A 12661-nucleotide genomic window follows, 5' to 3' on the forward strand; every position below is an offset into this window, starting at 1 on the left:
GATGGGCACAGCACCGGAACGCATCGCGCTGCACACCCGGCTCAAGGCCGGCCGCGAGGCCGACTATGACCGGATCCACACACGAATTCCCGCGGACCTCGCGGCCGCCATGCGCGGCATCGGGGTCCACAGCTGGCGCATCTGGCGCAGCGGACGCGAGCTGTTCCACGTGGTGGAAGTCGACGACTACGCGAAAATGCGCAAATTCCTCGCCGACCATCCGGCCAACATTCCGTGGCAGGCCGAGATGGCCGAGCTCCTGGAGGTCGAGGACGACTACTCGGGCGAGGACCGCGGCATCCCCCTGGTGTGGGAGCTCGCCCAGCAATGACTGAGCTGTCGCTCGGCCGGCTGGGGTACGGAGCCGCCGCGCTCGGGAATCTCTATTCGCACCTGGGCGACGAGGCGGCGCTGCGGACCCTGGAAGCCGCGTGGCAGGGCGGGGTCCGCTACTTCGACACCGCCCCGCACTACGGGCTTGGCCTCTCTGAGCGCCGCCTCGGCGCCTTCCTCCGGACCCGGCCCCGGGAGGACTACGTCATCTCCACCAAGGTCGGCCGCATGCTGGAACCCAACCCGGGGTACCGGCCCGGAGACCGGGACACCGAAGGCTTCGATGTGCCCGCCCGGAGCATCCGGCGCTGGGACTTCACCGAACGCGGCATCCGGCAGAGCCTCGAGGACTCCCTGGAACGGCTCGGCATCCCCAGCGTCGACATCCTCTTCCTGCACGACCCTGACGCCTACGACATGGACGCCGCCCTGCGGCATGCCCTGCCCGCACTGGAGCGGCTGAAATCCGAGGGCCTGGTCCGGGCCATCGGCGTGGGCTCCAACTCTGCCGGCGCCCTGGACACGCTCGTCGAGCGCGCCGACCTTGATCTGGTGATGCTCGCCGGGCGCTACACCCTGCTGGAGCAGCACGCGGCGGCAGGACTGCTGCCCCGGTGCCTGGAGCGCGGGGTGGGGGTGGTGGCCGCCGGCGTCTTCAACTCCGGCATCCTGGCCCGGCCCCGCGTCCCGGCGACGGCCCACTACAACTACCTTCCGGCGCCTCCGGAACTGCTGTCGCGGGCCCGGCAGCTCGCCGCCGTGTGCGAGGATTTCGGCGTGGAGCTGCCGGACGCGGCAATCCAGTTTCCGCTGCGTCATCCTGCCGTCCGCAACGTCGTCATCGGGGCCCGGGGGGCCCGGCAGATCGATGCGAACATCGCTGCCATGAACCGGCCCCTGCCCCCGGAACTCTGGGAAAAGTTCGAAGCGGAGGGGCTGATTGCACGATGACGGGTTTCGGCATCGTGGACTCGCACCTGCACCTGTGGAGCCTGGGACGCAGCCGCTACGGCTGGCTCGATTCGGTCCCGGCCCTCAAGCGGGATTTCACCGCCGCCGCCGCCCGGGCGGAACTGGACGCGGCCGGCGTCGCGGAGGCCGTCCTGGTCCAGGCCGATGACACAGTCGAGGACACGGAGTTCCTGCTGGAAACCGCAGCCGCGGAACCCTGGGTACTCGGCGTCGTCGGCTGGATCCAGCTCGACCAGCCTGCCCGCGCGGGCGCTCAGCTGGAGCGGTGGCAACAGGCGGAGAAATTCTGCGGTGTCCGGCACCTCGTCCACGACGATCCGCGGGATGATTTCCTCGCCCTGGGGCCGGTGCGCGAATCGCTGCGCCTGCTTGCCGACGCCAGGCTGCCCTTCGACGTCCCGGACGCCTTCCCCCGCCATTTGGGCGCGGCGGCGGACCTTGCCGGGGCGCTCCCCGGGCTCACCGTGGTCATTGACCATCTGGGCAAGCCGCCGCTCGGGCAGCCGGAGGCCATGGGCCGCTGGCGGCGCGAGCTGAGGGCCTGCGCTGCCCGCCCCAACACCGTTGCCAAGCTTTCAGGCCTTCGTATTCCGGGATCGGAATATACAGCCGCTGCCCTGGAACCGGTGTTCAACGACGCCCTGGAGCTGTTCGGTCCCGGGCGCCTCATGTTCGGCGGCGATTGGCCGGTTTCCGTTCCGGGCGGGGGCTACCAGCCGACCTGGCTTACGCTGCAGGAACTGATCGGGACGCTCAGTCCGGCCGAGCAGGACGCGGTACTAGGCGCCACGGCTCGCCGGGTATATACCCCGGACGCAGGGTAGCCTGAACGTTCCCGCCCGGACCCCGGCCGCCCCGGTCTAAAATGACCGTCAGGCGTGTGGATGCCCGACGCACAGAATGGCGCACTTTGATGACAAACCCCCCAGCCGCAGCCGCCGTGGCGGCGAGCGAGGCCTCTCCTGCCAAAATGGTCAAGGACGCGTCGCTGCCCATGTACAAACAGCTTTGCGACCAGCTGATCCGGGAGATCGCGACCCGCAAACTGCCTCCCGGCCACCGCCTCCCCGGCGAGCACGGCATGTGCGAGCTGTACGGCGTGTCCCGGACGGTCGTCCGGCAGGCGCTCGGCCAGTTGGAGCACGACGGCGTCATCGAACGGGTCAAGGGCAAGGGAACGTTCGTCGCGCCACGCAAGGTCTCGGAGAGCCTGGTCCATACCCTCCGCGGCCTCTACGCGGACGTTGAGGCCCGCGGCGGAAGCGTCTACAGCGACGTGCGCCGCCAGGAGCTGGTCCCGGCCGATGAGGCGGTGGCCGAGGCGTTGCGGGTCCCGCCGGGCGAACAGGTCGTGGTGCTGGAGCGGCTCCGCTATGTGGAGGACTCCCCCTGGTCCCTGACCACCACCTACCTCCCCGGGGACATGGCTGACATCGTGCTCGGCGCCGACTTCCGCAACCAGTCCCTCTACGCCCTGCTGGCCAGCAACGGCATCCGGGCCCACCACGGCATCCGCTCCGTCGAGGCGACGGTGGCAACCAAGAGCCAGGCCGAGGCGCTCCGGATCGTCAAGGGTGCCCCGCTCATGCAGCTCAGGAGTATCGTCTACGACGCAGCGGACCACCCGCTGGAGTTCTTCGTGGCGCACCACCGCGGCGACCAGAGCCGCTTCGAGGTCGTCATTGACGCCACGTCGGAGGCCTCGGGCACCGCCGGATTCCACCGCGTCACCACGGGGTAGCGCCCCGGACCGGACCGGTCCCCGTTTCGCAAACGATTCCCTTGGACCCTCCCGGCATGTAACCTGTAATTACAGGTTGCCCGGGAGGGCAACATTCCCAGTTGATTACCAGGAGACATCTGCCGTGAGCGACTTCATCACCCCGCCGGTTCCGCCCATGACCATCCATTTCGATGCCCAGGCGGGAACCCTGACGCCCGAGGGGCCCGTACTTGAGCGGCGGATGTCCGATCTTGAGGGGCTGTTCGCGGACAAGGGAGCCTGGGACGAAGCCGTCGCCAACGGCAATCCGGTCGTGTACTCCGTGGTCTCCACCCCCGTCCCCGAGGTGGACCGGGAGCTGCCGCAGTCGATCACCACGATCGAGCCCGGCACCACCGCCGGTGAATTCTGGATGACCAAGGGCCACCAGCACCCGAACCACCAGGGTGAGATCTACCTGGGCATCTCGGGGCAGGGCGGCCTGCTGATGTTCGACGGCGAGAACACCTCCTGGGTGGACATGGCCCCCGGGGTCATCGGCTACATCCCGCCGGGCTGGGCGCACCGCAGCGTCAACGTGGGCTCCGAACCCTACAAGTTCCTTGCCGTCTACCCCGGAGGTGCGGGCCACGACTACGGCTGGGTCCTGGAGAACGGCATGGGCCAGCGCGTCTACTCCTCGGACGCGGGCCACGAATTCGCGCCCTTCTTCGCGGCGCAGGCCTAGGACGGAAGGACCGGTCCCATGATCATCGCCCACGATCTCGGCACGACGGGAAACAAGGCCTCCCTGCACGAGGCCGACGGCACCTTGCTGAAGGCTGTCACTATCGGTTACGAACCGCATTTTGCCGCCGGCGGCCGCGCCGAGCAGGATCCCGACGTCTGGTGGAATGCGGTGGTCCAGGCGACCCGAAAACTCCTGGCCGAATCCGGCGCGGACCCGGCAGCGGTGCAGGGCCTGGTCGTGGGCGGGCAGATGATGGGCGCCGTCCTCCTCGACGGCGACTACGCTCCGGTCCGGCCTGCCCTGATCTGGGCCGACCACCGCAGCGTCGCCCAGTCCGACGAACTCGCGGCGGCCTTTGACGAGCAGGAGGCCTACGCCATGCTGGGCCACCGCATCAATCCCACGTATTCGCTGAGCAAGGTCATGTGGGTGCGGGACAACGAACCCGAGGTTTTCGGCCGCGTCCGCCACATCTGCCTGGCCAAGGACTACGTCGTGCACCGGCTGACCGGCCGGCTGGCGACCGACCATTCGGATGCCTCGGCGACGAACGCCTACGACCAGGGCACCGGCACGTGGTCGGAGCGGATGCTGGCCGCGGCCCGGATCGACCCGGGGCTGTTTCCGGAAATCCTCAAGTCGACCGACGTCGTCGGCCCCCTCACCCCCGCCGCGGCGGCTGCCACGGGGCTGGGCACGGGGACCTCGGTGGTGATGGGCGGCGGTGACGGCCCCGTTGCAGCCGTGGGCGCCGGCGTCGTCTCCGAGGACGACCAGGCCTACGTGTACCTCGGCTCCTCCTCCTGGGTGCAGATCGTCACCCCGGCCCCGCTGATCGACCCGCTCCGGCGGACCATGACGTTCGACCACGTCATCGACGGGAAATATGTCCCCACCGCGACCATGCAGGCCGGCGGGGCCTCGCTGCAATGGGCCGCCGGGCTGTTCTCCGACCCCGGCGAGAAGGGCCGCTTCGACCGGCTCATCGCCGAAGCATCAACAGCCACCGCCAGCGAGTCCGGCCTGTTCTTCCTCCCGCACCTGCTCGGCGAGCGCTCACCCTACTGGAATCCGCAGGCCGCCGGCGCCTTCGTCGGCCTGGAGATGCACCACGGACGCGCGAGCATGATCCGCTCGGTCCTCGAAGGGGTGGCTTTCAACCTGGGGACCTGCATCAACGCCTTCAACGAGTCCGGGGCGGCGATCAGCCGGATCGACGCGATCGGCGGCGGCGCGGCCAGCGACACCTGGCTGCAGATCATGGCCGACGTCTGGGGCCTGCCGGTCCGGCGCAGGAGCATCGTCGAAGAGGCCAACAGCCTCGGCGCCGCGGTCACCGCAAGCGTGGGGCTCGGCCTCGTGCCCGATTTCGGCACCGCACGGGACCTGTCCCGGGTGACTGCAGAGTTCCAGCCGGACCGTGAAGCCCATGAGCGTTACCGTTCGGCGCACCAGACCTTCCTCGATGCCTACGGGCGGCTGGAACCGTGGTTCCCCGGCCGACGGGGGAACCACTGATGCCGGTCGTCCTCGTCACCTCGCGGTCCTTTTCCTCCGGCGAGCAGGACCTGGTGTCCCGGCTGGAGCGCGGCGGCTATACGATCCGCCGGGGCCCCGCCGACCACTCCCTGGCCGCCATCGGCGCCGACCTTGCCGTGGCGGAAGGCTGGATCGCCGGAACCGGCGAAGTCACCGCCCGCCACCTGGACGCCGCCCCGCGGCTGAAGGTCCTCGCCCGCTACGGCGTCGGCTTCGAGGCCGTGGACGTCCGCGCGGCAGCGGAGCGCGGCGTCGTGGTCACCAACACCCCCGGCGCCAATTCACACGCCGTCGCCGAACATTCGCTGGCCCTCATGCTGGCCGCCCTGCGGACGGTCACGGAAGGCGACCGCCGCGTACGGGCCCGCGACTGGTCCGTCATCCGGGGAAGGGAGCTGGGTTCGCTCGCAGTGGGACTGGTCGGCTTCGGCCGGATCGGGCAGATCGTCGCCCGCCTGCTGGGCGGATTCGGTTCCGCCGTGTACGCCTCCGACCCGTTCCTGAGCCCGGAACAAGTCCGCGCCCTCGGCGCCGAACCGCTGGACCTGGCCGGGATGGCGGCCACGTGCGACGTGATCTCGCTGCACGCCCCGGGCGGCCAGCAACTTATCGACGCCGCCTGGCTCGCCGCTACGGCGAAACCCGTCGTCCTGGTCAACACCGCGCGTCCGGAACTGGTCGATGAGGCCGCCGTCGCCGCTGCCCTGCACACGGGAGACCTCGCGGCCTTCGCGGCGGACACCCTGCGCGGGGACACCAGCGGGCAGGACTCCCCCGTCCTGGACCCGCAGCTCGCGTCCCGGGTGGTCATCACCCCGCACTTCGGCGCGCAGACCGTCCAGGCCGTCGACGGCATGGGCTCCATCGCCGTCGACAACCTGCTCGCCGTCCTGGAAGGGCGGACACCGCCCAACCCCGTCAGCCCGACTCCCCTGAAAGTGAACTAATGGCCGATCTTTCCAAACTCAGGCAAACCCGGGTCCTCGCCGTCGTGCGTGCCCCCGACACTGAAAGCGCCCTGCGCGGTGCCGCGGCACTGCTCGAGGGCGGCGTGAACGGGCTGGAGATCACCTACTCCACCCCGGACGCCCCCGCTGTGATCCGTGCGCTGCGCGCCGAGTACGGCGACGCCGTCTACCTTGGGGCCGGCACGGTCCTCACCCAGCGCCAGGCGGAGGACGCGGTCGATGCCGGTGCGGAGTTCCTGGTCAGCCCGGGTACGGTCGCGGAGACCGTCGCCGCCATGAAGGCGACCGGCTCGCTCGTCATGGCCGGAGCTTTGACGCCGACGGAGGTCCTCACGGCCGTAGGCCTCGGTGCCGATGTGGTGAAGATCTTCCCGGCCTCCCTCGGCGGCCCGTCGTACTTCCGGGCCCTTCGCGGCCCGCTGCCCGACGTGCCCCTCATGCCGACCGGCGGGGTCACCCCCGGCAACATCGCGGACTGGTTCGCGGCGGGCGCAGTCGCCGTCGGCGCCGGCGGCGACCTCTGCTCCACCGCCGATCTGGCGGCCGGGCGCTACGACGTCGTGCGTGAGAACGCCCGCACCTTCAGCGCCGCACTCGAAAGGACCTTTGCATGAGCAGCTACATGGGATTTGTCGGCGTGACCACCTCGGGTTCGTCGATCATGAAGATCTTCCCCGAGTGGGCCCGCATCCTCCACCTGCCCACCGACCGCCTCACCGGCCACGACCTGCCCCTCGGGGCCGGGCGGGACCAATACCGGGAACTGGTCACCCGGATCCGCGACGACGCGAGCCACCGCGGCGCCCTGGTCACCACGCACAAGATGGACCTGTACCAGGCCGCGCACGACCTCTTCGACGAGATTGACGAATTCGGCACGCTCTGCGGGGAAATTTCCAGCATCTCCAAGCGGGACGGCCGGTTGATCGGCCACGCGAAGGACCCCATCACGGCGGGCCTTGCCCTCGAGGAATTCCTGCCGCCGGGACACTTCAAGGAGACCGGCGCGCACGTCGTCTGCCTGGGTGCCGGCGGTGCCGGCACCGCACTGACCTGGTACCTGGCCGGCCATGCCGACGCGCCGGAGAAAATCATCTGCACGGACACCAGCCCTGTCCGGCTCCAGCACCTCGCCGATGTCCATGCCCGGGGCCAGCTGCCCGCCGCGCTCTTTGAGTACCGCCTGATCGAACGCCCGGAGGATACGGCCCGGGTACTGGCCGAGACTCCCGCCGGGAGCCTGGTGGTCAACGCCAGCGGCCTCGGCAAGGACCGGCCCGGTTCCCCCGTCCCCGACGGCGTCGATTTTCCGCGGGAAGCAATCGTCTGGGAGTTCAACTACCGCGGTTCCCTGGAGTTCCTCGCCCAGGCCCGCGCGCAGGAGGCACAGCGCCAGCTCACCGTCGTGGACGGCTGGCGCTACTTCATCCACGGCTGGAGCCAGGTCATCGCCGAGGTGTTCGACGTCGAACTCACCGGCGAGGTGCTGGACCGGCTCGCCGACGCCGCGGCAGGGGCCAGATGAGCTTCGTCCGCACGGTCCTTGGCGACATCGCGCCGGACCGGCTGGGGCCGACCAACTACCACGAGCACCTGTTCCAGGCCTCACCCCTGCTGCCCGGGGACGAGCTGGACAACGAGCTGCTTTCCGGCCGTGAGGCGGCCTTGCTGCGGGGCGCCGGCACCACCGCGATGGTGGAGGCGACCCCGCTCGGCCTCGGCCGGAACCCGGCGGCGACGGCACGCATAGCCGCCGCCGCCGGGCTGCACATCGTTGCCACCACCGGCGCCCACCGCGAAGCGCACTACCCGGAGGGGCACTGGCTCCGCAGCGAACCGGAGGAGCGCCTCGCCCGGCGCTTTACCGCCGAACTCACGGCTGGCTGCGGCGTGCCCGAAGAATCGCCCGCGGCCGCCGGGGAGGCGCCGGTTCGCGCCGGGCTGCTGAAGGCCGGTGTGGGCTACTGGTCCATCACCGCCTTTGAACGCCGGGTGCTCGCCGCCGCGGCGGTCGCCCACTCGGTGACGGGGGCTCCGGTGATGGTGCACCTGGAATTCTGCACGGCGGCCCACGAAGTCCTGGACCTGCTGTCCGCAGGGGGTGTCCGGGAGTCCCGGGTGATCCTGGCCCACGCCGACCGCAATCCCGACGCCGGACTGCACCTGGAGCTGGCCTCCCGGGGCGCCTACCTCGGCTACGACGGCATGGCCCGCCCCAAGGGCCGCTCCGACGCCGAACTCATCGATCTCACCGAGCAGGTCCTTGCCGGGGGCGGCGGCCACAGGCTGCTCCTCGGCGGCGACGTCGCGCGCCGCACCCGGTACATCTCCTACGGCGGCATGCCCGGCCTGGCGTACCTGGCCGAACGCTTCCTGCCGCGCCTCGAGGCCCGCGTCGGCGCCGACGCCGTCGACCGCATCCTGCGCGGGAACGCCGCGGCGGTGCTGCAGTGGACCGGGAGCGAGCAACCCCGGTAAGAGCCCGCCTGCCGTGCTCCCTGGGCCGGCGCATCCGCCACCGGACGCGGAAATGCCCCGGACGCGGAGAGGCCCCGGACCGCTGAATTGCGGTCCGGGGCCTCTTTGCGTGCTGGCAGTGGCGCCCTTTACTGGTAGAGCACCGCGGCGATCTTGGCGTCGTCCATGTTGTTCTTGTCGTACCAGTAGAACGGGGTGTCGGTGACCTTCTCCAGGGGCTTGCCCTTGGAAGCGTCGATCGCCGCCTGGACGGTGGCCGCGCCCATGCCGATCGGGTCCTGCGTGATGGCGCCGGCCATCAGGCCGCTGCGGATCGCATCGAGCTGGGCCTTGCCGGAGTCGAAGCCGATGACGGTGAGCTTGCCGGGCTTAAGGCCAAGCTCGGTGACGGCATTGACGATGCCGACGGCCGAGCCTTCGTTGGTGCCATAGAGGCCCTTGAGGTTCGGGTGCCCCTGGATCATGGCCTTGGCGATGTCGGCGGACTTCAGGTGGTCGCCGTCGCCGTACTGGACGTCAACGACCTTGATGTCCGGGTACTTGGCCTTGATCTCGTTGAGGAATCCATCGCGGCGCTCCACGCCGGTGCTGTTGATCTGGCTGTGGCCGACGACGGCGATTTCCCCGCTCTTGCCGATCAGCTCGGCCATGTGGTCGGCCGCCATGGCGCCGGCATCCATGCTGTTCGTCTTGGACAGGTTGACCGGGTAGTCGCTCTTGCAGCCGGCGTCGAACTGGACCACGGGGATGTTGGCGGCCTTGGCCTGCTCAAGGGCCGGAACACAGGCCTCCGGGTCCAGGGCGGCGTAGGCGATGGCCGTCGGCTTCTTGTCGATGGCCGCCTGGAGCATCTGCAGCTGCGAGTCGATCTCGGTTTCTGCGGCCGGGCCCTCGAAGGTGATCTTGACCCCGAGCTCCTTGGCCTTGTCCTCGGCGCCCTTCTTCACGGCCTGCCAGAACTGGTGCTGGAAGCCCTTGGAAATCATGGCCACGTACGGCGTGCCGCCGTCGCTGCCGCCGCTGGGAGCTGCCGAGCCGGAGCCGCCGCAGGCGGTCAAGGAAAGAGCTGCAGCGAGAGCACCCGCCGCGAGGGCCTTTTTACCGAGTTTCATGTAAATCTCCATCCAGTGAGCGGGCCGGCAACATTGCGGGCCCTAGATCATTGTTGTTGCTTTACTGCGTTAAGTACAGGTAGATACAAGTTATTTTTTGAGCAATCTTTTTCCGCCCGCCCGGCGCCGCGGGGCGCCGGGCGGGCGGGGCTGCCTACGCCTCCCGGCGGCGGCGCAGCGAGTCGGTGAAGACGGCGACCAGGATCACGATGCCGACCACGACGGTCTGCCATTCGGTCTGCACCGACATGATGCGCAGGCCGTTGATCAGCACGCTCATAATGAGGGCGCCGATCAGGGTGCCGAGGACCGATCCCCGGCCTCCCAGCAGGGACGTGCCGCCGATGATGACGGCGGCAATCGCCTGCAGCTCGTAGCCGGATCCCAGCTGTGGCTGCGCGGAGTCGAGCCGGGCGGCAATGACGACGCCCGCGACGCCGGTGAAGATGCCTGCGACCGTGTAGACAAGAATCTTCCACTTGCCGGTGTTGACGCCGGAGATCTTGGTGGCTTCCTCGTTGCTGCCGATCGCAAAGATGTAGCGGCCCAGCAGGGTCTTGCCGAGCACCAGGTACGCCGCGACGCCGGTCAGGAGCAGAATCAGCACGGCGTTGGGCAGCCCGGGGATGAGCTGGCCCAGGGCAATGTCCTTGAAGCCCTTGACCTTGCTGAAGTAGATGGGACGCACGCCGGAGAGGACAAGGGCCAGCCCCTGCGCGATCAGCATCATGGCGAGGGTGGCGATGAACGGCGGGAGCTTCAGGACGGAGACGTTCAGTCCGTTGATCAGCCCCATCAGCGCCCCGGTGGCGATGCCGCCCAGCACACCGATGTACAACGGCAACTGGAAGTTCACCAGCAGCAGGCCCGTCACCACCGCACACAGGGTCATGCCGGTGCCAATGGACAGGTCGATTCCGGAGGTGATGATGACCAGCGTGGTGCCGAATGCCAGGATGCCGATCACGGCGGTGGAGAGCAGGATCCCGGAGATGTTCGTCCAGGTAAAGAAGTTAGTGCTGGCGAGGGAGAAGAACACCAGCAGGACGATCAAGGTTCCGAAGGCCAACGACTGCTGCAGCCGCTGGCGCAAGAATGATCCCCTGGGCGCCTCGCGCGTCGCGGCACCCGCCGGCGCCTGCGTGCGCGGTTCAGACTTTACTTCGCTCATTTTTCCGCTCCCTGCTGCTCCACCCGTGTGGCGTAGTCCATGATTGTTGCTTGATCAGCACCGTCGCTGTCGATTTCCCCGGTGATACGGCCTCCGGCCATCACCATGATCCGGTGGGACAACCGGAGGACCTCCGGCAGTTCCGAGGAGATCATGATGATCGACTTGCCCCGCGCCACCAGGTCGTTGAGCAAGCGGTAAATTTCTTCCTTGGCTCCGATGTCGATGCCGCGGGTCGGCTCGTCGAAGATGAGAATGTCGCAGTCGCGGGCCAGCCATTTGGCAATGACGACTTTTTGCTGGTTGCCGCCCGACAGGTTTTTCGTCGTCGCGTACATCGACGGGGTCTTGATACGCAGCGAGTCAATGTATTTCTGCGACGTTCCCTTGCCCGGCGCTGACTTCATGAAGCCGACCGGGTTGGTGTAGTTGGCCAGTGAGGACAGCAGGATGTTCGTGTTCACGTCCCGGTCCAGCAGCAGCCCCAGGGCCTTGCGGTCCTCGGAGAGGTAACCGATCCCGTGCTTGACGGCGTCCGCCGGCTGCCCGATCCGGACCTCCTTGCCGTTGACGAAGATCTGGCCCGCGGACATCCGGTCCGCGCCGATGATGGCCCGCGCAAGCTCCGTCCGCCCCGCGCCCATCAGGCCGGAGAACCCGAGAATCTCCCCGCGCCGCAATTCGAAACTGACGTCCTTGAGCAGTTTGCGCGTGCTCAGGTTCTGCACCCGCAGGACCACATCGTCGACGTTGTCCCGGCGCACATTCTCCGGCCGGGCATTTTCGTCGATTTCCCGACCGACCATCAGCTTGATCACCTCGTGCTGGCTCGCCGTGTCGGTGTCCATCGTGGCGATGTACTTCCCGTCGCGGAGGATGGTGATGCGGTCGGTGATCCGCCGCAACTCCTCCATGCGGTGCGAAATGTAGATCACCCCGACGCCGCGGTCGCGCAGGTCGTTGATCAGGCGGAACAGGGTCTCCGTTTCCGAAGTCGTCAGCGCCGACGTCGGCTCATCCATGATGACGACCTTGGCGTCAAAGGACAGCGCCTTGGCGATCTCCACCATCTGCTGCTTCGCGACCGTCAGGTTCTCGATCAGGTCCGTCGGCGCGAACTCCTTGATTCCAAGCCGGTCGAGCAGTTCGGCGGTTTGCCGGTTCAGCTTTTTTTCGTCCAGCAGGAGTCCACCCAGGCGCCGCGGCTCCCGGCCGATGTAGATGTTCTGGGCGACCGTAAGGTGCGGCATCAGGTTCATCTCCTGATGGACGATGATGATGCCCAGCTCCTGTGCATGCCGCGGACCGTCGATCTGCACGGGCACACCCTCAAGGTAGATCGTGCCCGCATCCTTCTCGTAGATGCCGGACAGGATCTTCATCAGGCTGGACTTGCCCGCCCCGTTTTCGCCCACCAGCGCGATAACCTCGCCCTTGTGGACGTCAAAGTGGACGTCGCTCAGGGCCTGGACGCCGGGAAAGCTCTTGCTGATCCCTTCGACCTTCAGTAGTGGTTCACCCACTGTCTCACCTACTTCTTCGGAGATAACGCTGATGCCTCGCGGCCGGTACTCGTTGGGCGGCGGCACTGCCCGGAGCCAACTTGTATCTTGATGTATCTATCCTTGGCCCATA

General features: G+C 68.2%; 13 protein-coding genes. 10 read left to right on the top strand and 3 right to left on the bottom strand.

Translation table 11 applies throughout. From position 1 onward, the window contains the following. Position 1: 1 nt before the first annotated feature. The 10 genes from ASG71_RS01565 to ASG71_RS01610 all read left to right on the top strand — a co-directional run bounded on the left by ASG71_RS01565 (position 2) and on the right by ASG71_RS01610 (position 8743). Positions 2-331 (top strand): L-rhamnose mutarotase, encoded by a 330-nt coding sequence (locus tag ASG71_RS01565; protein ID WP_056736400.1) that lies wholly within the window; start codon positions 2-4, stop codon positions 329-331. Continuing rightward, positions 328-1284 (top strand): aldo/keto reductase, encoded by a 957-nt coding sequence (locus ASG71_RS01570; protein ID WP_056736402.1) that lies wholly within the window; start codon positions 328-330, stop codon positions 1282-1284. The genes ASG71_RS01565 and ASG71_RS01570 overlap by 4 nt, the downstream gene beginning before the upstream one ends. Further along, positions 1281-2129: an amidohydrolase family protein gene (locus ASG71_RS01575; protein ID WP_056736404.1), complete on the top strand. Its 849-nt coding sequence runs from the start codon at positions 1281-1283 to the stop codon at positions 2127-2129. The genes ASG71_RS01570 and ASG71_RS01575 overlap by 4 nt, the downstream gene beginning before the upstream one ends. Before the next feature lie 89 nt (positions 2130-2218). Further along, positions 2219-3046: a GntR family transcriptional regulator gene (locus ASG71_RS01580; RefSeq protein ID WP_056736407.1), complete on the top strand. Its 828-nt coding sequence runs from the start codon at positions 2219-2221 to the stop codon at positions 3044-3046. Positions 3047-3170: 124 nt separating this feature from the next. Beyond that, positions 3171-3755 (top strand): glucose-6-phosphate isomerase family protein, encoded by a 585-nt coding sequence (locus tag ASG71_RS01585; RefSeq protein ID WP_056736409.1) that lies wholly within the window; start codon positions 3171-3173, stop codon positions 3753-3755. Positions 3756-3773: 18 nt separating this feature from the next. Next, positions 3774-5276, top strand: a complete 1503-nt coding sequence (xylB, locus tag ASG71_RS01590; RefSeq protein WP_056736411.1) for a xylulokinase — start codon at positions 3774-3776, stop codon at positions 5274-5276. Continuing rightward, on the top strand, positions 5276-6244 hold the full coding sequence (locus ASG71_RS01595; protein ID WP_056736412.1) for a 2-hydroxyacid dehydrogenase: 969 nt from the start codon (positions 5276-5278) through the stop codon (positions 6242-6244). The genes xylB and ASG71_RS01595 overlap by 1 nt, the downstream gene beginning before the upstream one ends. Next, positions 6244-6879 carry a bifunctional 4-hydroxy-2-oxoglutarate aldolase/2-dehydro-3-deoxy-phosphogluconate aldolase gene (locus ASG71_RS01600; protein ID WP_056736414.1) on the top strand — a complete coding sequence of 212 codons (636 nt, stop codon included), beginning with the start codon at positions 6244-6246 and terminating at the stop codon, positions 6877-6879. The genes ASG71_RS01595 and ASG71_RS01600 overlap by 1 nt, the downstream gene beginning before the upstream one ends. Then, complete coding sequence (locus ASG71_RS01605) at positions 6876-7790, top strand: shikimate dehydrogenase family protein (protein ID WP_056736416.1); 915 nt, start codon at positions 6876-6878, stop codon at positions 7788-7790. Before ASG71_RS01600 ends, ASG71_RS01605 begins: the two co-directional genes overlap by 4 nt. Next, positions 7787-8743, top strand: a complete 957-nt coding sequence (locus tag ASG71_RS01610; protein ID WP_056736418.1) for a phosphotriesterase — start codon at positions 7787-7789, stop codon at positions 8741-8743. Before ASG71_RS01605 ends, ASG71_RS01610 begins: the two co-directional genes overlap by 4 nt. A 128-nt stretch (positions 8744-8871) precedes the next feature. Here the strand turns inward: ASG71_RS01610 and ASG71_RS01615 are convergent, their stop codons facing one another. The 3 genes from ASG71_RS01615 to ASG71_RS01625 all read right to left on the bottom strand — a co-directional run bounded on the left by ASG71_RS01615 (position 8872) and on the right by ASG71_RS01625 (position 12549). Beyond that, positions 8872-9855 (bottom strand): ABC transporter substrate-binding protein, encoded by a 984-nt coding sequence (locus ASG71_RS01615; RefSeq protein ID WP_056737189.1) that lies wholly within the window; start codon positions 9853-9855, stop codon positions 8872-8874. A 154-nt stretch (positions 9856-10009) separates the two neighbouring features. Beyond that, positions 10010-11026, bottom strand: coding sequence for an ABC transporter permease (locus tag ASG71_RS01620; RefSeq protein WP_082574742.1), 1017 nt, complete (start codon positions 11024-11026; stop codon positions 10010-10012). Next, a complete protein-coding gene (locus ASG71_RS01625; protein ID WP_056736423.1) occupies positions 11023-12549 on the bottom strand; it encodes a sugar ABC transporter ATP-binding protein in 1527 nt (508 codons plus the stop codon). The genes ASG71_RS01620 and ASG71_RS01625 overlap by 4 nt, the downstream gene beginning before the upstream one ends. Positions 12550-12661 lie beyond the last annotated feature (112 nt).

Source organism: Arthrobacter sp. Soil763 (assembly GCF_001428365.1).
Classification (GTDB): Bacteria; Actinomycetota; Actinomycetes; order Actinomycetales; family Micrococcaceae; genus Arthrobacter.

Excerpts from the sequence above, each read along its gene's own strand:
- ASG71_RS01565 (WP_056736400.1), top strand. The coding sequence starts at position 2 with ATGGGCACAGCACCGGAACGCATCGCGCTGCACACCCGGCTCAAGGCC.
- ASG71_RS01570 (WP_056736402.1), top strand. The coding sequence starts at position 328 with ATGACTGAGCTGTCGCTCGGCCGGCTGGGGTACGGAGCCGCCGCGCTC.
- ASG71_RS01575 (WP_056736404.1), top strand. The coding sequence starts at position 1,281 with ATGACGGGTTTCGGCATCGTGGACTCGCACCTGCACCTGTGGAGCCTG.
- ASG71_RS01580 (WP_056736407.1), top strand. The coding sequence starts at position 2,219 with ATGACAAACCCCCCAGCCGCAGCCGCCGTGGCGGCGAGCGAGGCCTCT.
- xylB (WP_056736411.1), top strand. The coding sequence starts at position 3,774 with ATGATCATCGCCCACGATCTCGGCACGACGGGAAACAAGGCCTCCCTG.
- ASG71_RS01595 (WP_056736412.1), top strand. The coding sequence starts at position 5,276 with ATGCCGGTCGTCCTCGTCACCTCGCGGTCCTTTTCCTCCGGCGAGCAG.
- ASG71_RS01600 (WP_056736414.1), top strand. The coding sequence starts at position 6,244 with ATGGCCGATCTTTCCAAACTCAGGCAAACCCGGGTCCTCGCCGTCGTG.
- ASG71_RS01605 (WP_056736416.1), top strand. The coding sequence starts at position 6,876 with ATGAGCAGCTACATGGGATTTGTCGGCGTGACCACCTCGGGTTCGTCG.
- ASG71_RS01610 (WP_056736418.1), top strand. The coding sequence starts at position 7,787 with ATGAGCTTCGTCCGCACGGTCCTTGGCGACATCGCGCCGGACCGGCTG.
- ASG71_RS01615 (WP_056737189.1), bottom strand. The coding sequence starts at position 9,855 with ATGAAACTCGGTAAAAAGGCCCTCGCGGCGGGTGCTCTCGCTGCAGCT.
- ASG71_RS01620 (WP_082574742.1), bottom strand. The coding sequence starts at position 11,026 with ATGAGCGAAGTAAAGTCTGAACCGCGCACGCAGGCGCCGGCGGGTGCC.